At 39.6% G+C, this 18,165-nt stretch carries 17 protein-coding genes; 15 read left to right on the top strand and 2 right to left on the bottom strand.

The genetic code is table 11. From position 1 onward, the window contains the following. The first annotated feature begins 1 nt into the window (after position 1). From flhB to I6E82_RS02980, 15 genes are all read left to right on the top strand, one after another. Positions 2 to 1,132 (top strand): flagellar biosynthesis protein FlhB, encoded by a 1,131-nt coding sequence (flhB, locus tag I6E82_RS02910; RefSeq protein ID WP_007585806.1) that lies wholly within the window; start codon positions 2 to 4, stop codon positions 1,130 to 1,132. Between the two features lie 72 nt (positions 1,133 to 1,204). After that, positions 1,205 to 3,316, top strand: a complete 2,112-nt coding sequence (flhA, locus tag I6E82_RS02915) for a flagellar biosynthesis protein FlhA (RefSeq protein ID WP_007585807.1) — start codon at positions 1,205 to 1,207, stop codon at positions 3,314 to 3,316. 21 nt (positions 3,317 to 3,337) lie between these two features. Next, a complete protein-coding gene (flhF, locus tag I6E82_RS02920) occupies positions 3,338 to 4,819 on the top strand; it encodes a flagellar biosynthesis protein FlhF (protein ID WP_007585808.1) in 1,482 nt (493 codons plus the stop codon). After that, positions 4,812 to 5,672 carry a MinD/ParA family ATP-binding protein gene (locus tag I6E82_RS02925; RefSeq protein WP_007585809.1) on the top strand — a complete coding sequence of 287 codons (861 nt, stop codon included), beginning with the start codon at positions 4,812 to 4,814 and terminating at the stop codon, positions 5,670 to 5,672. The genes flhF and I6E82_RS02925 overlap by 8 nt, the downstream gene beginning before the upstream one ends. A 26-nt stretch (positions 5,673 to 5,698) precedes the next feature. Further along, positions 5,699 to 6,409: an RNA polymerase sigma factor FliA gene (locus I6E82_RS02930; protein ID WP_007585810.1), complete on the top strand. Its 711-nt coding sequence runs from the start codon at positions 5,699 to 5,701 to the stop codon at positions 6,407 to 6,409. 40 nt (positions 6,410 to 6,449) lie between these two features. Continuing rightward, the gene (gene cheY / locus I6E82_RS02935; protein WP_008132609.1) at positions 6,450 to 6,833 is read left to right on the top strand and encodes a chemotaxis response regulator CheY; all 384 of its coding nucleotides are present in this window, start codon (positions 6,450 to 6,452) and stop codon (positions 6,831 to 6,833) included. 17 nt (positions 6,834 to 6,850) lie between these two features. After that, positions 6,851 to 7,624, top strand: a complete 774-nt coding sequence (locus tag I6E82_RS02940; RefSeq protein ID WP_007585814.1) for a protein phosphatase CheZ — start codon at positions 6,851 to 6,853, stop codon at positions 7,622 to 7,624. Between the two features lie 15 nt (positions 7,625 to 7,639). Next, on the top strand, positions 7,640 to 9,847 hold the full coding sequence (locus I6E82_RS02945; protein WP_165721591.1) for a chemotaxis protein CheA: 2,208 nt from the start codon (positions 7,640 to 7,642) through the stop codon (positions 9,845 to 9,847). Between the two features lie 54 nt (positions 9,848 to 9,901). Continuing rightward, a complete protein-coding gene (locus tag I6E82_RS02950; protein WP_165721592.1) occupies positions 9,902 to 11,068 on the top strand; it encodes a protein-glutamate methylesterase/protein-glutamine glutaminase in 1,167 nt (388 codons plus the stop codon). Next, positions 11,061 to 11,825, top strand: coding sequence for a flagellar motor protein (locus I6E82_RS02955; protein WP_007585825.1), 765 nt, complete (start codon positions 11,061 to 11,063; stop codon positions 11,823 to 11,825). Before I6E82_RS02950 ends, I6E82_RS02955 begins: the two co-directional genes overlap by 8 nt. A gap of 1 nt (position 11,826) precedes the next feature. Further along, the gene (locus I6E82_RS02960) at positions 11,827 to 12,786 is read left to right on the top strand and encodes a flagellar motor protein MotB (RefSeq protein WP_197116678.1); all 960 of its coding nucleotides are present in this window, start codon (positions 11,827 to 11,829) and stop codon (positions 12,784 to 12,786) included. 12 nt (positions 12,787 to 12,798) lie between these two features. Further along, on the top strand, positions 12,799 to 13,569 hold the full coding sequence (locus I6E82_RS02965) for a ParA family protein (protein WP_007585827.1): 771 nt from the start codon (positions 12,799 to 12,801) through the stop codon (positions 13,567 to 13,569). Between the two features lie 3 nt (positions 13,570 to 13,572). Then, positions 13,573 to 14,367 (top strand): chemotaxis protein CheW, encoded by a 795-nt coding sequence (locus tag I6E82_RS02970; RefSeq protein WP_007585828.1) that lies wholly within the window; start codon positions 13,573 to 13,575, stop codon positions 14,365 to 14,367. A gap of 24 nt (positions 14,368 to 14,391) precedes the next feature. Next, the gene (locus I6E82_RS02975; RefSeq protein ID WP_002959294.1) at positions 14,392 to 14,889 is read left to right on the top strand and encodes a chemotaxis protein CheW; all 498 of its coding nucleotides are present in this window, start codon (positions 14,392 to 14,394) and stop codon (positions 14,887 to 14,889) included. 17 nt (positions 14,890 to 14,906) lie between these two features. Then, positions 14,907 to 15,308, top strand: coding sequence for a DUF2802 domain-containing protein (locus tag I6E82_RS02980; protein ID WP_024589935.1), 402 nt, complete (start codon positions 14,907 to 14,909; stop codon positions 15,306 to 15,308). A 31-nt stretch (positions 15,309 to 15,339) separates the two neighbouring features. On the opposite strand, the gene I6E82_RS02985 is transcribed toward I6E82_RS02980, so the two are convergent. Further along, complete coding sequence (locus I6E82_RS02985; protein WP_197116680.1) at positions 15,340 to 15,648, bottom strand: EscU/YscU/HrcU family type III secretion system export apparatus switch protein; 309 nt, start codon at positions 15,646 to 15,648, stop codon at positions 15,340 to 15,342. 2 nt (positions 15,649 to 15,650) lie between these two features. Continuing rightward, positions 15,651 to 18,116, bottom strand: a complete 2,466-nt coding sequence (gene fliK / locus I6E82_RS02990; protein ID WP_197116682.1) for a flagellar hook-length control protein FliK — start codon at positions 18,114 to 18,116, stop codon at positions 15,651 to 15,653. Positions 18,117 to 18,165: the final 49 nt, after the last annotated feature.

Here is an 18,165-nt window from a genome sequence, read left to right on the forward strand (position 1 = left end):
CATGTCTGAAGACTCAGGACAAGAAAAAACAGAAGAACCCACATCAAAAAAGCTTGAAGAATCTAAAAAGAAAGGCCAAATAGCGCGCTCAAAAGAGCTAGGTACCATGTTTGTACTTATTTTTTCGGCTATATCACTTTTGATGTATGGGCCAGAAATTGGTAAAGGTTTATACAATGTAATGGGCCGAACCCTTAGCTTAAATCGTAACGAAGCCTTTGATACTACTAAAATGTTTGCCGTATGGGGAGAGGTTGCAGACGCTTTAATGTTTCCTATGGCTATGTTTGTATTAATTATAGTTTTGGCTGCATTTATTGGTAATACGTTACTAGGTGGTTTTAATTTTAGCTGGGAAGCCGCTGCACCTAAAGCAAGTAAAATGTCGCCAATGAAAGGCTTTAAACGTATGTTTGGCCCGCAAGCGGCTATTGAGCTTGTAAAGTCACTTTTAAAATTTGGTTTGGTTGCAAGTTTTGCTATATTTTTAATTAATACCTATTTTGATGAAATACTGCATTTAAGTTTAGAAAGTGCACCAGGTAATATTATCCATGCCTTAGAGATTTTAGGCTGGATGTTTTTAGGTCTTTCGTGCACTTTAATTATTATTGCGGCTATTGATGCACCATTTCAAAGTTATAACCATAACAAACAACTTAAAATGACCATGCAAGAGATTAAAGATGAGTATAAAAACTCTGAAGGTGACCCACAAATAAAAGCGCGTATTAGGCAAACTCAAAGGCAAATGTCGCAAAACCGTATGATGCAAGATGTCCCTGACGCTGATGTTATTGTTACAAACCCAACTCACTACTCAGTAGCATTAAAATACGATACAGAGCGCGCAGGAGCGCCAATAGTGCTTGCTAAGGGTATCGATGAAATGGCGATGCAAATTAGAAAAGTAGCAATAGGGAATGAAGTACCTATTTTAGAATCCCCCATGTTGACCCGAGCGCTTTATCATACTGCTGAAGTAGGAGAGCAAATACCCGATCAGCTATTTACTGCAGTAGCGCAAGTTTTAGCGTATGTATTTCAGCTTAAGCGCTTTAATAAAGGGCGCGGAAAACGCCCAACTAAACTTAATAATAAGCTCCCAATCCCCGATGCCTACAAGTATTAAACCGTTAACTTAGTAACTTGGAATAGTTATTGCAAATTCTACGTAGTGTCAATTTTTTGAAATTGTAGAATTATGAGTTTTAAAGCGGTATTACAACAACTTAACAGAGACAAAAAAGACTATGCCAAAGGGGTAGGTACTCCTTTGCTTGTGCTTGCTGCCTTGGGAATGGTGATTTTACCGTTACCGCCATTTTTACTCGATATTCTTTTCTCGTTTAATATTGCCCTCGCACTAGTGGTTTTACTCGTGACTGTTTACACGATGAAGCCGGTTGAGTTTGGTATATTCCCCTCTGTATTACTAATCGCTACGATTATGCGCTTAGCGCTTAATGTTGCCAGCACTCGAGTTGTATTACTTGAAGGTCATAATGGTGGTGATTCTGCCGGTAAAGTAATTGAAGCGTTTGGCTCAGTTGTTATTGGTGGTAACTACGCTGTTGGTTTAGTCGTATTCTTAATTCTGATCATTATTAACTTTGTGGTAATTACTAAAGGTGCTGGGCGTATTTCTGAGGTATCTGCACGTTTCACCCTTGATGCAATGCCGGGTAAACAAATGGCAATTGACGCCGATTTAAACGCTGGTTTTATCAGTGCTGAGCAAGCGCGTGATCGCCGCGAGGAAGTAACTCGCGAAGCTGATTTTTACGGCTCAATGGATGGTGCGAGTAAATTTGTAAAAGGCGATGCCATTGCAGGTATTGTTATATTAATCATCAATATTGTTGGTGGTTTATTTGTCGGTATGATTCAACATAATTTGAGTTTTGGCAACGCAATGGAAGTATATACATTACTTACCATTGGTGATGGTTTAGTTGCTCAACTCCCTTCTTTACTGCTTTCAATTGGTACCGCGATTGTTGTAACACGTCAAAATGAGTCGCTCAATATGGGTGACCAATTTAAGAAACAACTAGGTAACGAAAAATCACTCTTTATTGCTTCAGGTATTTTGATCATCATGGGTTTAGTGCCTGGTATGCCGCATTTTGCTTTTTTAAGTTTAGGTGCGTTACTGGGTTATTTAGCTTACTACACACAGCAAACTAAGTTAAAAGCCGCTGCAGCAGAAGCCGAAGAAGCCGCCAGTGGCGGAAGCGCTGCAACAGGTATTACCAATAAACAAGAGCAAAAAGAACTTGGTTGGGATGATGTTCAGCAGGTTGACGTAATTGGCTTAGAAGTAGGTTACAGATTAATTCCATTGGTAGATCAATCTCAAGGTGGTGAGTTACTTAATCGTATTAAAGGTGTACGTAAAAAGCTTTCTCAAGAACTTGGCTTTTTAGTACCACCTGTTCATATTCGCGATAATTTAGAGCTTGACCCTAATGCTTACAGAATAACGCTAATGGGTGTTTCAACAGGTGAAAGCGAACTTAAACATGGCGACGAGCTAGCAATTAACCCAGGGCAAGTATTTGGCCCAATTAAAGGGGTTGAAACCAAAGATCCTGCGTTTGGCCTTGATGCAGTATGGATTAAGCCTGATCAAAAAGATGAAGCGCAATCACTAGGTTATACCGTTGTAGATTCAGCCACGGTAGTTGCCACTCATATTAGCCAGTTATTAACTAACAGTGCGGCGTTGCTACTAGGGCATGAAGAAGTTCAAAACCTGCTTGATATGCTTGCTAAAAGCCATCCTCGCTTAGTAGAAGGACTAGTACCTGATGTGTTGCCATTAACTGCAATTGTAAAAGTACTGCAAAATTTATTGAATGAAGGTGTAGCTATTCGCGATATGCGCTCAATTGTTCAAACCCTTGTTGAGTATGGTCCGCGTAGCCAAGACCCTGATGTATTAACGGCTGCAGTGCGTATTTCTCTGCGTCGGTTAATTGTTCAAGATGCGGTTGGTATGTCATCAGAAATCCCTGTCATAACCTTGGCACCTGAGTTGGAACAGATGTTGCATCAGTCATTACAAAATGCAGGCGATGAAGGTGCCGGTATTGAGCCTGGACTTGCAGAGCGACTTCAAGTGTCATTGACACAAGCGCATCAAAATCAAGAAATGGCCGGTGAACCTTCTATATTGCTAACGTCAGGAATGTTACGCACTGTGTTATCTCGTTTTGTTAAGTACACCATTCCAGGATTGAGAGTGATGTCTTATCAAGAGGTACCAGACGAAAGACAGATCAAGATTGTTAGCTCTGTAGGCCAACAATAAGATTTTAACAGGGGTTGAATCATGAAAATTAAACGTTTTTTTGCTAAAGATATGCGCACAGCACTTAAAGAAGTTAAAGATGAGTTAGGTGTTGATGCGGTTATTATGTCAAATAAGAAGCTGGCTAACGGTGTAGAAATTGTAGCGGCAGTTGATTATGACAAAGCAGCCCCTAAAGTAGCAGCGCAACCACAACGTACTGCAGAGCCGCGTGCTCAAGCACCACAGCAAAGTATGCATAATTTTGTAAAACCAGAGCCTCAGCGTGCCAAACCAGAGCCGCAGGCAAAAGTGGCTGACAGCCTACAGGCTTTGTTAGAGCGCCAATCACCGCGTCCTCGCTCCCCTGAACTTGCATCAATGTTTTCACAATCAGGTATTGATACTACCGATAACTATCAAGAACCAGTTATGGAACAGCGTACTAAAAATATGTTTGCTCCTGAAAATGCAGCGCCAGTTCGTCCACAAACTCAAGCGGATAGCTTAGGTTTTGATGATTTAGACAGCGACTTTGATGATTTAGATAGTCCAGTAACGGCTCGCCAACAAACACCCAATAATGAAAGCGAAGAAATGACAACAATGCGTGAAGAAATGAACGCAATTCGTCAATTACTTGAGCATCAAGTATCAGGCTTAATGCAGCAAGATATGGCGCGTCGCGATCCAACACGCGCTTGCATGGTTGACCGCTTAGTCGGTATGGGTATTGATAAAGAAGTCGCGCAACAAATGGCATGTTTTGTACCTGATGATGTATCTCGTAAGCAAGGCTGGAAAGCGTTGTTAACGATGGTCGAAGATCAAATGCAAACAACCAATAATGAAATACTTCGCCAAGGTGGTGTATATGCGTTAGTGGGTCCAACAGGTGTTGGTAAAACAACAACAGTTGCTAAGCTTGCAGCGTTAGGCGCACAAAAATATGGCGCTGATAAAGTGGCCTTAATAACCACTGATACATACAGAATTGGTGCTTATGAACAGCTTGCTACTTACGGCCGTATTATTGGTTGTGGTGTAAAGCAAGTTAAAGATGCTAATGAATTAGCTGAAGTTTTATATCATTTACGAAATAAACGTCTAGTATTAATTGATACAGCAGGTATGAGTCAGCGAGATTTACGTTTAACTGAGCAGTTAAACACGTTAATGCGTAACCAACGTGTGGATATTCGCAGTTACTTAGTACTAAGCGCGACGGCACAAATTAATGTATTACAAGAAACAGTACGTCACTTTAAAAAAGTACAGTTAAGTGGTTGTATTTTCACTAAGTTAGATGAATCATTAAGTTTGGGTGAGATAATTAGTATTGCGATTCAAAATCGCCTTCCAATAGGGTATCTTACTAACGGTCAACGAGTGCCAGAAGATATTCGTGTTGCAAATGCTGAAAAACTAGTGAAAAAGGCTGAGCAGTTATATTTAAAAAGAACAAAAGCACAACATTCAAGGCACCAAGCAGTGGCGCCAAGTACAGTAGGGATGTATGATTAACACAGTATTAGATCAAGCAAGCGGCCTGCGCAAAATGAGTCAAAACAATAACAACGGCGTAAAAGTTATCGCTGTAACCGGTGGTAAAGGTGGGGTGGGGAAAACAAATGTTTCTCTAAATACTGCTATTGCACTAGGGCAACAAGGTAATAGAGTATTAGTGCTGGATGCTGACTTAGGTTTAGCAAACTGTGATGTGATGCTTGGTTTACGTGTAGAGCGCAATTTATCACACGTTTTGTCAGGTGAATGTGAGCTTGACGAGATTTTAGTTGAAGGGCCTGCTGGTATTAAAATTGTACCCGCTACATCGGGCTCGCAAAGTATGGTTGAATTATCGCCATCTGAGCATGCCGGGCTAATTCGTGCATTTAGCGAATTGAATACCGAATTTGATATTTTAATTGTAGATACAGCCGCTGGTATTTCAGACATGGTGCTAAGCTTCTCACGAGCAGCACAAGATGTAATGGTTGTAGTGTGCGATGAACCAACATCAATAACCGATGCTTACGCACTTATTAAAGTATTAAGCCGCGAGCACGGTGTTTATAAGTTCAAAATTGTTGCCAATATGGTCCGCAGTATGCGTGAAGGCACTGAATTGTTTGCAAAACTATCTAAAGTTACCGATCGCTTTTTAGATGTTTCAATGGAGCTAGTAGCAACGGTTCCTTATGACGAAAATATGCGCAAAGCAACACGTCGCCAAAAGGTGATTGTTGAGCTCTTTCCAAGTTCGCCAGCCGCTCTCGCGTTCAAAGCGCTGGCGACAAAAGCAGTTAAATGGCCAATACCAAATCAACCATCTGGGCATTTAGAGTTTTTCATTGAGAAACTAGTAAACGGCTAATTATGACAACATTGGTGAATAGAGCTATGGGATATCAATCAACACAAAACTTAAATGTGATTGTTGAGAAACATGCATCACTTGTTAAAAAAGTGGCATGTCATCTAATTGCTCGATTACCACCTAGCGTTCAGCTTGATGATTTAATTCAATCAGGAATGATAGGTTTAATAGAAGCTTCAAAAAACTTTGATGCAACAAAAGGCGCAAGCTTTGAAACCTTCGCCGGTATTCGTATTCGCGGGGCTATGCTTGATGAAATGCGCCGTGGTGATTGGGCTCCTCGTTCAGTACACCGTAAAAGCCGACAAGTTGCAGAGGCAATTACTGGGCTCGAAAGCAGTCTGAATCGCGAACCAACAGATACAGAAGTTGCTGAAAAACTTGAAATTTCACTCAATGAGTACCATCATATTTTAAATGATGTTAATACCAGTAAAGTATTAGGCATAGAAGACCTTGGTGTAGATGAGGATGTTATTACTCCCGTAGGCCAAGATTTAGCGCTAGACAAACCTTTTAATAATGTTAAAAATGATCGGTTTAATGAGTCTTTGCTAAATGCAATAAAGTCATTACCAGAGCGTGATGCAATGGTACTTTCTTTATACTATAACGATGAAATGAATTTAAAAGAAATAGGACATATACTCGATGTAAGCGAATCGCGTGTAAGTCAGATACATGGTCAGGCGATGATTAAGCTTAAAGCTAAAATCAATGACTGGATAAACTAGTAGTAAGTAAACTAAGGTTAATACCTCACTGGGGGATGTTTTGGATAAAAACATGAAAATTCTTGTAGTTGATGATTTTTCAACGATGAGACGAATTATAAAAAACCTATTACGTGACTTAGGTTTCACTAACGTTCAAGAAGCTGATGACGGGTCTACAGCTTTGCCTATGTTACAAAATCAAGTGTTTGATTTTGTGGTTACAGATTGGAATATGCCGGGAATGCAAGGTATTGACCTTTTAAGAGCAATTCGTGCAGATGATAAGTTAAAACATATCCCTGTATTGATGGTAACGGCAGAAGCTAAAAAAGAACAAATAATAGCTGCAGCGCAAGCTGGCGTTAATGGTTATATTGTTAAGCCATTTACGGCTGGAACATTAAAAACTAAATTAGAAAAAGTATTTGAACGCTTAGGCTAATGATGGGGGAGAGGCTTATGTCAGCACCAGCTGCGCCTCAAATAACGTTAGAACAAGCTCGTCAACTCGTCATTTATTTAGAAAACGATGAGCAAGATAAAGCTAATCAGTTGATTTTAGAGACAGCTTCGCAAGAGCAGTCTAAATTATTTGCTGAAGTTGGGAAGTTGACTCGTCAACTGCACGAAGCACTTAAAAGCTTTGAGCTTGATACTCGCTTAACTAACATAACGACAGATGCGATTCCAGATGCTAAAAAGCGGCTTAATTATGTTATAGAAATGACAGAAAATGCGGCTAATAAAACAATGGATGCTGTTGAGGCTAGTTTACCTATAGCTCAGCAACTTGCAGATGAAATATCTCATATCAAACCGACATGGGATCGTTTAATGAGCCGGGAGATTGAGCTTGGTGAGTTTAAACAACTTTGCCATAGTATCGATAAGTTTATGAATAACTCTCATCATAAAACGGATGAGCTTCAAAGCTTAATGACAAATGTACTAATGGCTCAAGACTATCAAGACTTAACAGGTCAAGTTATTCGCCGTGTTATAGAACTTGTTAGAGAAGTAGAAGAAAGCTTACTTCATCTTTTAACAGCGTTTGCTGAACAAGATGACAGTGACAACACAGCGAATAAAGTAGAACAACAAAAAATAAAAGAACCAGTTGCCACACAAACTTTAGCAGGTCCTGAAGGCCCTATTATTGATAAAGAATCGCGTAATGATGTTGTATCTGATCAAGATGAAGTCGATGATCTTTTATCAAGTTTGGGCTTCTAAGAGGAGAGTAACTGCATGTTTGAAGTCGATGAAGATATTTTACAAGACTTTCTTGTAGAGGCAGGAGAAATCCTAGAGCTTTTATCTGAACAGTTAGTTGAACTGGAAAATAATCCAGAAGATACAGAGTTACTAAATGCCATATTTAGAGGCTTTCACACTGTAAAAGGTGGTGCAGGCTTTTTAGCTATGACAGAACTTGTTGATGCTTGCCACGGCGCTGAAAACGTATTTGATTTACTACGTCAAGGCGTGCGAACGGTCAATTCAGAGTTAATGGATGTTATTTTACAAGCGCTCGACACCATTAATGAAATGTTCGCGACTATCCAAAATAGGGATAAGCCAGAACCAGCAGATCCTGAGTTACTTCAAACCCTCCACATTTTGGGCCTACCTCCAACAGAAGCCGAGCTTAACGGAGTCGCTTCAGAAACTGACGTTGAACAACCTCTTGATGAAGTAGTTGATACGCCAATAGCTGATGAGGAAGATCCATTTGCATTTGATGAAATGTTTAGCGGAACTCCTTCGGTTAGTGATGCTGAAATAAACGAAATCACTGAAGATGAATTTGAAAACTTACTTGATGAACTACACGGTAAAGGACAAGGTCCTGCAGTTGAAAAGCCAGTAGCAAGTAGTAGTGATTTTAATGGTGATATTACTGATGATGAATTTGACAGCTTATTAGACGAGTTACATGGAGTTGGCAGTTTTGGTGAGGTTGCGAGTAAAGCACCTGAGCAAAGTAGTGTAGTTAAAGCACCTGTAGAACCAGCTAAACCAGCGTCAAATACTGCTAATTCATCAGATGATGAAATTAGTGATGATGAATTTGAAGCGCTTCTTGATGAACTTCATGGTAAAGGCACTGCACCTAAATCAATAGAAAGCACTCCAGCTGTGAAACAGCCCAATATCCCAGCTAAACCAGCTGCAAAAGCGAGTGTGCCTGTAAAAAAACCAGAACCTGTAAAAGCACCCGCTTCTAAACCGGTAGAAAAACCGGTTGCTAAAGCAGCGCCAGCAACGCCTAAAAAATCAGCGCCACCAGCAGCAGAGACGACAGTTCGCGTAGATACAAAACGACTTGACCAAATTATGAATATGGTTGGTGAGTTAGTACTTGTGCGAAATCGTTTGGTTAGTTTAGCGACCAATTCAGACAGTGAAGCAATGGGTAAAGCAATCTCTAACTTAGATGTAGTGACTGCTGATATTCAAGGCGCGGTTATGCAAACGCGAATGCAACCAATTAAAAAGGTATTTGGTCGTTTCCCTCGCGTAGTACGCGATTTAGCACGCAGCTTAAACAAAGACATTGACTTACAACTTGTAGGTGAAGAAACCGATTTAGATAAAAACTTAGTGGAAGCACTAGCCGATCCGCTTGTGCATTTAGTTCGAAACTCAGTTGACCACGGTATTGAAATGCCAGCTGTTCGTGAGGCTGCCGGTAAGCCTAGAACAGGTAATGTTACTTTATCAGCGTCTCAGGAAGGCGACCATATTTTGTTGACCATTAAAGATGATGGCGCTGGTATGGATGCTGAGAAACTGAAAAAAATAGCAATTAGTAAAGGCGTGCTCGATCACGATCAAGCGAGTCGACTTTCTGACACTGAAGCATACAACCTAATTTTTGCACCTGGCTTTTCTACAAAAGAAGAGATATCTGATATTTCAGGTCGTGGTGTTGGAATGGATGTGGTGAAAACTAAAATCACCCAATTAAACGGCTCTGTAAGTATTCAATCTGAGTTAGGTGTAGGTACTATTTTAGAGATAAAAGTACCACTTACCTTAGCCATATTACCGACCTTAATGGTAATTGTTGGCGCACAAACATTTGCGTTACCACTTGCAGGTGTTAGTGAAATATTCAACTTAGATTTAACGAAAACAAATGTGGTTGATGGGCAATTAACAATTATTGTGCGTAAAAAGGCAATACCGTTATTCTACCTCGAGCACTGGTTAGTTAAAGGCTCAGATCGTTCACAGCGAAAAGCAAAAGGCCATGTAGTTATTGTGCAAATTGGTACGCAGCAAATTGGTTTTGTTGTTGACTCATTAATTGGCCAAGAAGAAGTAGTGATTAAGCCGCTTGATGCGTTACTTCAAGGAACACCAGGTATGGCAGGTGCTACAATAACTTCGGATGGTGGCATTGCACTGATTTTAGACGTTCCAAACATGTTAAAACATTACGCAGGCTAATAATAAAGTAGGTATTTAATATATACCTACGCATAAATTTAATAAGAGAGCTAAATGGCCGTTAAAGTTTTAGTTGTTGATGATTCAAGCTTTTTTCGCCGCAGGGTAAGCGAAATTCTTGAGCAAGATAGCGACATACAAGTTATAGGCTTTGCTGTGAATGGCAGAGAAGCTGTTGAAAAAGCAGCTCAGCTACGTCCAGATATGATCACTATGGATGTCGAAATGCCTGTGCTTGATGGTATTAGCGCAGTTAAAGAGATAATGGCGAGTAATCCAACCCCGATCTTAATGTTTTCATCACTAACACGTGATGGCGCAACAGCAACGTTTGATGCGCTAGATGCTGGAGCAATGGATTTTTTACCGAAAAAATTTGAAGACATCGCTCGCAATAATGAAGACGCTATAAAGCTTTTACAAAATAAAGTGAAAGATATAGGGCGAAGACGTTTACCGCGAACGTTTAAAGCTGCAACACCACCTAAGCCAGTAATATCAACTAAACCGATAACAAGCTCACTTTCGCAAAGAACAAACACACTAACGCCTTCGATAAAACAACCCGATAGAAGCTTTCAAAGAGCAGCCCCTACAACATCGTCAGGTTCAAATATTGCCTCAATGCGAGCAAGTGGAAAGCAATACCAGCTTGTGGCTATTGGCACTTCTACAGGTGGCCCTGTTGCACTACAAACTATATTAACTCAATTGCCTGCTAATTTCCCTCATCCTATTTTGCTTATTCAGCATATGCCAGCTGCTTTTACACCTGCATTTGCGGCACGTTTAAATGGTCTGTGCCAAATAAAAGTGAAAGAAGCGCAACAAGGTGACCGCTTACAACCAGGAACTGCTTATCTAGCGCCTGGCGGACAGCAGATGATGGTAGAAGGGCGTGGTGCAAATAGAACTCTGCGCGTATTTGAAGATCATAGCGAGAGAATAAGTTATAAACCGAGTGTAGATGTAACTTTTGCCAGTGCAGCAAAAACGTATCAAGGCGATGTGCTTGCTATCGTTTTAACAGGCATGGGCGCTGATGGACGTGACGGTGCAAGAATGTTAAAACAAACGGGTGCAACCATTTGGGCACAGGATGAAAAAAGCTGTGTTGTTTATGGAATGCCTCAAGCCATTGCTAATGCGGGGCTTTCGAGTGAAAGTTTAGCATTAAGCGATGTTGCAGCACGTATCAAGAGAGAGGTAGGTTGTGGATAAACTCTCAATATTTGGACTATTTGTAGCACTTGGTGCAATAGGTCTAGGTTACTCTTTAGAAGGCGGCGTTGTTTCTGCTTTATTTAATGGTCCTGCCCTTATTATTGTATTAGGCGGCACGCTTGGTGCTGTTATGTTGCAAACATCAGCAAGTACCTTTAAAAAAATGCTAAATATGAGCTCTTGGGTTTTTGTTGCGCCACAATATGATATTGAAGATGCAATAGAGCAAGTTAAGCGGTGGTCTCATAAGGCACGTCAAGAAGGTTACTTAGCGCTTGAAAACGAAGCGCTAGCTCACCCAGATGCATATGCAGCAAAAGGTTTAAGCTTGCTTGTAGATGGCTGCTCAGAGCAAAAACTACGTGACACGCTTGAAATTGATTTACTGCTAGAACGCGATCGCTTGCTTGAAGCCGCACGTGTTTATGAAGCGATGGGGGGCTACAGTCCTACCATTGGTATTTTAGGTGCTGTGCTTGGTTTAATACAGGCAATGTCGTTTATTACCGATCCACAAATGCTTGGTGCAGGAGTTGCAACGGCATTTATTGCGACCATTTATGGTGTTGGTTTAGCTAATTTATTGTTTTTACCTATGGCAAATAAGTTAAAACAGCGTGTAGAGCAAAAAATGCTTTACCATGAAATGCTTGCCGAAGGTGTGATTGCAATAAGCGTTGGTGAAAGCCCAGTAAATATAGAATTAAAGCTTGAAGCCTATCGTGTAGAGCGTCCTAATTTAGTGGACGAATAACATGCTACGCCGACGACTGCGTCACTCTGCTCCTAAAAGTCAACATACAGAGCGTTGGCTTGTATCGTATGCCGATTACATGACCATTATGTTTGCTTTTTTTGTGGTGCTGTATGCGATAGCGATCAACAAAGAAGAACAATTTCAAATATTGTCAGACTCCCTTGAACACGTTTTTGATAAATCTGCCCGCCAGCACTCCCAGCAAGGTGAGGGCGTCAATGGTAATGGAATATTGACTGATAGAGTGACACCTGAACAAGAAGTTCTTTATGGTGAAAGTATTTTAAAAGAAGAACAAGGTCCAGAGTTACTCGACGGTCAAAGTGATACAAGTAACATACAACAAAAATATTTAGGAAAACCACTCGATAGCTTACTTGCTAAGCTGCAGTCAGCGCTTATTGATGAAATTCGTGATGGAGAAGCCAGTTTAGAGCTTAATCAAGATTGGCTGATTATAGAGCTAAGCTCAGGTATGTTATTTTCAAGTGGTAGCTCAGTTGCACACTCTAGGGCAAAGCAAGTCGTCAAAATTGTTAAAGATATTATTGCTCCAGTAGATAACTATATTAGGGTGCGTGGCTATACTGATGATGAAAGTATTCGCAATGAAATATTTCGCTCAAATTGGGAACTCTCGGTTGCTAGGGCAACGTCTATTTTAGTAGAGCTGGAAGCATTAGGTATTAATTCTGCCAGAATGGCGATAGAAGGTTATGGTCAATATTCATCTTTTGTAAGTAACGATACAGAACAAGGGCGAGCAGAAAATCGTAAAGTTGTTATTGCACTTTCTAAGTATGGTTTACCGCCAATACAAGACATTAAAGGTGATGAACAAGCCGTCAAGCCAGTAGCGGAAGAGCCTGAAATTGAGCTCCCTTCAGATGACGATACAATAAAAATAATTCGTTTGCCTCATGGTGGTATTCGCATAACAACGCGCAATGAACAGTAATTAGGATGTAATGTGAAGATTTGGACTGTCGCAAATCAAAAAGGTGGTGTTGGTAAAACAACAACAGCAGTGAGCCTTGCTGGTATTTTAGCTTTGCAGGGTAAGCGTGTGTTGCTTATTGATACAGACCCTCATGCATCACTCACTTATTACTTTGGCATTGACTCAGAAGATTTGGAAGTCAGTGTATATGATATTTTTGCGCGTGGCACGAGCATGCAAAGTGAAGAGATACTTCAAGCTTTATGCCCATCAACACTTGAAAACCTAGATATTTTACCCGCAACAATGGCGATAGCCACGCTTGATAGAAGCATGGGAAATAAAACAGGTATGGGATTAATACTAAAAAAAGCGCTTGCAAAAATCAGTGAACATTACGATTATGCCATTTTAGATTGCCCCCCAGTTTTAGGGGTGCTAATGGTTAATGCGCTTGCAGCAAGTGAGCGAATTTTAGTGCCAGTGCAAACGGAATTTTTAGCACTGAAAGGGCTTGATAGAATGATGCGCACTATGGAATTAATGCAAACCTCTCAAGCGAAAGATTATCAATATACTATAATCCCTACTATGTATGATAAACGAACTAAAGCATCGTTAGAAGCATATAAAACACTGCAAAGTACGTATGGTGATAAAGTCTGGCCAGGTGTGATACCGGTAGATACTAAATTTAGAGATGCAAGCTTTGCGCAAAAAGTGCCTGTAGAGTATTGTCCTCGTTCGCGTGGTGTATACGCATATAAAGCACTGCTAGAATATTTAATTGAACAAGGTTAATGAATGAGTAAGCAATTATTTGCTAATGAAAAAGTAATGAAACAATACCTAGGGGCTTTGTTATGTGAAGACGAGCCTGTAGATAACCTTGAGCCAGTCGCAAAATTACTTGAGCAAATGCCACACGACTCGCAGCAAGAACATATTCATTTAAAACCAAAAGAACAGATAAAAGCGGCAGAAAAAATATTTGATCAAGACTTACTTAATTCTGAAATTAAGCCAATAGTTGAACCTATTTTTGAAGCCGAAAAAGTTAATAAAGCCATTGACGATGAAGTAATAGAGCCGATAAGTACGATTACAGAAGAACCAGAACCTCAGATTATAACCACTAGCCAATCTGACTATTTTGATGGTGAATTTCAGGCATTATTTTTTGAAGTTGCTGGTTTAACATTGGCTGTGCCATTAAAAGCATTAGGCGGTATACATCAATTAGGTGAAGTAAATCATTTATTTGGTAAGCCAAAGTGGTTTAAAGGCGTTATGCTCAACAGAGAAGAAAAGCTTAATGTTGTTGATACTGCTCGTTGGGTAATGCCAGAAAAGTATGATGATAAATTAGAGGCGTCTTTAGATTATCAGTATTTAATTACCTTAGGTGATAGCCAGTGGGGCTTATTAGCTGAAAAGTTGATAAATAACATTACATTGAGTAAAGAAGATGTAAAATGGCGTACAAATAAAAGTAAGCGCCCATGGCTTGCTGGTGTTATAAAAGAAAAAATGTGTGCTTTAATAGATGTAGATAATTTAAATATATTATTAGAGAAAGGCTTAGATAGCCGTCAGTAGTAACGACCATTACGGGGTAATAGCATGAATCAAGATAAATTACTGTCAGCAAATAAAAACGCAGATAATAATGATGAAATTTTACAGTGGGTTACGTTTAAGCTAGAGGAAGAAACCTACGGCGTAAATGTAATGCAAGTACAAGAAATACTTCGTTATACAGAGATAGCCCCTGTACCAGGTGCACCTTCTTACGTTATTGGTATTATTAACTTACGCGGTAACGTTGTAACTGTTATTGATACTCGTGCACGTTTTGGTTTGTTAGCTGCTGATGCAACCGATAATTCTCGTATATTAATTATTGAAGCTGAAGAGCAAGTTATCGGCATTTTAGCCGACAGCGTATCTGAAGTCGTTTATTTACGCAGCTCTGAGATCGATAGTGCACCAAATGTTGGTACTGAAGAAAGTGCTAAGTTTATTCAAGGCGTTTGTAATCGTGATAATGAGCTACTGATTTTAGTCGATTTAAACAAGTTACTCAGCGATGATGAATGGGATGAGTTAAGCGATATATAAGCTTTACCAAATAAATTATGCTGTTACTTAGTATAGCCATATCAGCGTTAGCGGTAGGACTTATATCGCTTGCGCTAATAATTGCATTAAAAAACAAACAAGTGAATGAAGTTAATGCTGTATTACAGCAGCTTAAAGATAGCTCAGAGCAAACTCATATTTTGCGAAGTGAAATTTCAGAGCTTAGAACAGGGCTTTTAAGTATTGGTAAGCGAGTGCTTGAGGTTGAGCAACAAAATCAAGATTTAATACAACAACAAGCTGCGCAGAAATACGATGACCCTGATGCTAAAATTTACTCTCGTGCAGTAAAAATGGTTGAGTTAGGTGCGGACCTCGATGAGGTGATACGCGAATGCGAATTACCGCGAGCAGAAGCCGAATTACTATTTTCACTACATAAACAAAAAGGCGCTTAGCGCCTTTTTAGTTATAAGCGTGTAAATAATCTCACGCTTTAATATTTAACTTACCTTGAAAGTCTTGCCAGCCTGGCGGAAATTGACCTCTTAATACATACGAAAACGCAATAAGCTCTGCAATTACATAATAAAGCTCTTTAGGGATTTCTTCCCCTAAGCTTAAATGCGACAACGTTTTAGCAAGCGCTGCATCTTCGTGGATCATAATTCCTTTTAATTTTGCCGCTGCAATTATTTCGTCAGCTAACTCACCAAACCCTTTTACGCTTACAGTGGGGGTGTTGCCAGCTTCGTATAAAATCCCAATGGCTGACTTATTAATAGGTGTATCACTCATTACTAAACCTTAATATTAATAATTGCATGAGATTTATAAAATGCCTGATTATTTGCATCGCCTCGCTTTAAGTTGAGCTCTCCAACCTGTAAACCATGCTTAGCTAGTTTGGATCTTAAATTATCTAAGTGAGGGTGAGCAATTGCGCTTACTTCTTGGCTTGAGGCTAATAGCTGGCAATCGAGTGCTTTATCCATTAACTCAGCGGTAATCTGTAACTGCCCAATCTGTGCATAATCAAAGTTTAACCTGACAAACCATACATTTTTATCTTCTAATTTATCTGCGCTTGGCTTTTTATATTGCCCCAATGTTATTTCTGTTTGGGCGGCCTCAGGCGGCAATTTCATTGGTAATAAAAATTGTGCAAGCGGGTTTGTGTCTGGTTGTTGATTTGGTGTTGAAACACTTACTTGGGTAAGTGTGTTTTTAACGTGTACAATTTCGCTAGCCAATGCTTGAACTTGAGCTTGCTGCAGTTGCTCAAGTATTTTTGCTCCCGCGTTTCCTGTTTTAAAAGTAGGTATGAGTACTTGTAAAAGTGCATCTAAGCCAGTTTGGTTATTAAAGCTTATCGGTGTTACTGATTGGCTAATTATAGGGGCTGCTAAAATACTCACTGCAACTTGTTCAAGTCCTTTAGTGAAGCTACTTTGTAGTGTATCACCCGTTAATTGAGATGGTTGTAAGGTAGCTAATACTTCACGCTGTATGGTCGCAGGGTTAACATTATTACTTGAGACCATGCGATTAAATGCTTGGTTAATTAAGCGAGTTAAATCGGGCGTGTCTTTTGTTGCTCTATTTGTAATGTCAGTAATTTGACTACTTAAAAGCTGTTTGTTACCAGCTAATCTATCCGTAGGGATTGTGGTATCAGGAAGCTTTAATAATGTGCTTAATAGCTTTGCTTCTATTGGTTGTAGCATTTGACTACGAGAGGCAATATTAGATAACGGCTCTGCTAATGGGAGAATGTTTTTAATCGTGGCTGAGTTTGCACTGTTTTGATTGTTGCCGTTTATTACTGGTTGCACTGAAGAGGTTATTTGCCCTTTAGTAACAATTTCACTTGTAGGCTTAATTAACGTATCAACTTTACTGTTAGTACTAATATTCAGAGCACTCAATTGACTCGCGTTTAAATTACTTGGCTTAGCGCTCGCCACTCCATTTTGAGTAATATTATTTGGCGTTGGCGTTGGCGTTGGCGTGTTAGCTGTTGTTATATTTGTAGATGATTGCCAAACACTAACACTTCCTTTTATTTGCTGAGTTAATTGTACAAGTGGCGGGAGTCTTGAAAAGTGCTCTGGTAAAGTATTGCTAGTATTACTATTTAACGCAGTACTTACATTTTGGGTAATATTCACTCTATTTAACGGTGATACTGTTAATTGCATAACTAAGCTCGGCCTTTGTATCGCAGATGATCCAGACGGCGGCATTAACTCAGATTTATTTGCTGCTGCAAAGGGCTTACTTTCAAAATATTTAACTGCATCATTAATTCGCGTTTTTAAATCACTAAAGCTATTTTGTAGCCACGACTTTATTGGGCTATTAGGTGTAAGCAGTGGGCTTGCTTTAATAGTGGACGCAGAAAAATGTATTTCAGGGACACTGCTTTTTTGAGCTAAAAGTAACTCGTTAAACGGTTTAGAAAATGAGTTATTAAGCGTTACTTTTATATTATTAGTATCGGTTTTAATAAGTAATTTATCAGCCTGATTTATTAAATTTACCTTAATGGGGGTGTTGGGTAGTTCACTAACTTGTTGATTAGTAATAGGCGTTGTAAACGAACCTGACTTTTGAGGATGAGTCAAAATAGCTAGTTTAGGTGTTGCTTGAAGTTGCGCACTAGGTAATAAGGCCACGAGTAATTTAGTAAGTTTAGTTTGGCTAAGTGGTTGCGTATGAATTGTATCTGCAAAGCGATTAATAACATTAAGCTGTGCACCTTTGTTAGTCGTGCTAACAACTACTTTTAAAGGCTGCTCGGTTAAAAGTAACTGCGCTACGTCTTTATTTATGGCAATACTGGCGTTAAGTTTATCAATTACTAATTTTGGGGTAGGGGACATAACCACTTGTAAATCCATTGGTTTGCTTTGTACCTCAGTGCCCGTGCTTACATAATTTAATAAACGCTGTAATTGTACTGGTTGATTTAAAGTAAGGGTTGTAGTGTTTGGCGTGATGTTGAGCTGTTTGCCATCGGGACTAAGTTGTATGTTAGCACTGGCTATTTTTTGTAAATTTTGAGGTGTGCTTGCAGTGCCAAGTCTTAATGTCTGCCAATGTTTATCAATAAATACATCAAGCGTAATCGAGTCTTTCGAAAATTGAATGTTTTTAGCCGCAAGTACCTCATTAGGTAATTGCGATAACTCATTGGTTTGAGGGTTTGTCGATTGATTGATAACCAATGAATTAGATAATGTTATTTGCGTTGGCGTATTCATTATTTTAAATCAAGTTTTCTCTATTTTAAGTGAATCGATTTTAAAGCAA

Source organism: Pseudoalteromonas sp. NZS11, from assembly GCF_015864765.1.
Taxonomy (GTDB): domain Bacteria; phylum Pseudomonadota; class Gammaproteobacteria; order Enterobacterales; family Alteromonadaceae; genus Pseudoalteromonas; species Pseudoalteromonas arctica.

Excerpts from the sequence above, each read along its gene's own strand:
- flhB (WP_007585806.1), top strand. The coding sequence starts at position 2 with ATGTCTGAAGACTCAGGACAAGAAAAAACAGAAGAACCCACATCAAAA.
- flhA (WP_007585807.1), top strand. The coding sequence starts at position 1,205 with ATGAGTTTTAAAGCGGTATTACAACAACTTAACAGAGACAAAAAAGAC.
- flhF (WP_007585808.1), top strand. The coding sequence starts at position 3,338 with ATGAAAATTAAACGTTTTTTTGCTAAAGATATGCGCACAGCACTTAAA.
- I6E82_RS02925 (WP_007585809.1), top strand. The coding sequence starts at position 4,812 with ATGATTAACACAGTATTAGATCAAGCAAGCGGCCTGCGCAAAATGAGT.
- I6E82_RS02930 (WP_007585810.1), top strand. The coding sequence starts at position 5,699 with ATGGGATATCAATCAACACAAAACTTAAATGTGATTGTTGAGAAACAT.
- I6E82_RS02940 (WP_007585814.1), top strand. The coding sequence starts at position 6,851 with ATGTCAGCACCAGCTGCGCCTCAAATAACGTTAGAACAAGCTCGTCAA.
- I6E82_RS02945 (WP_165721591.1), top strand. The coding sequence starts at position 7,640 with ATGTTTGAAGTCGATGAAGATATTTTACAAGACTTTCTTGTAGAGGCA.
- I6E82_RS02950 (WP_165721592.1), top strand. The coding sequence starts at position 9,902 with ATGGCCGTTAAAGTTTTAGTTGTTGATGATTCAAGCTTTTTTCGCCGC.
- I6E82_RS02960 (WP_197116678.1), top strand. The coding sequence starts at position 11,827 with ATGCTACGCCGACGACTGCGTCACTCTGCTCCTAAAAGTCAACATACA.
- I6E82_RS02970 (WP_007585828.1), top strand. The coding sequence starts at position 13,573 with ATGAGTAAGCAATTATTTGCTAATGAAAAAGTAATGAAACAATACCTA.
- I6E82_RS02975 (WP_002959294.1), top strand. The coding sequence starts at position 14,392 with ATGAATCAAGATAAATTACTGTCAGCAAATAAAAACGCAGATAATAAT.
- I6E82_RS02980 (WP_024589935.1), top strand. The coding sequence starts at position 14,907 with ATGCTGTTACTTAGTATAGCCATATCAGCGTTAGCGGTAGGACTTATA.
- I6E82_RS02985 (WP_197116680.1), bottom strand. The coding sequence starts at position 15,648 with ATGAGTGATACACCTATTAATAAGTCAGCCATTGGGATTTTATACGAA.
- fliK (WP_197116682.1), bottom strand. The coding sequence starts at position 18,116 with ATGAATACGCCAACGCAAATAACATTATCTAATTCATTGGTTATCAAT.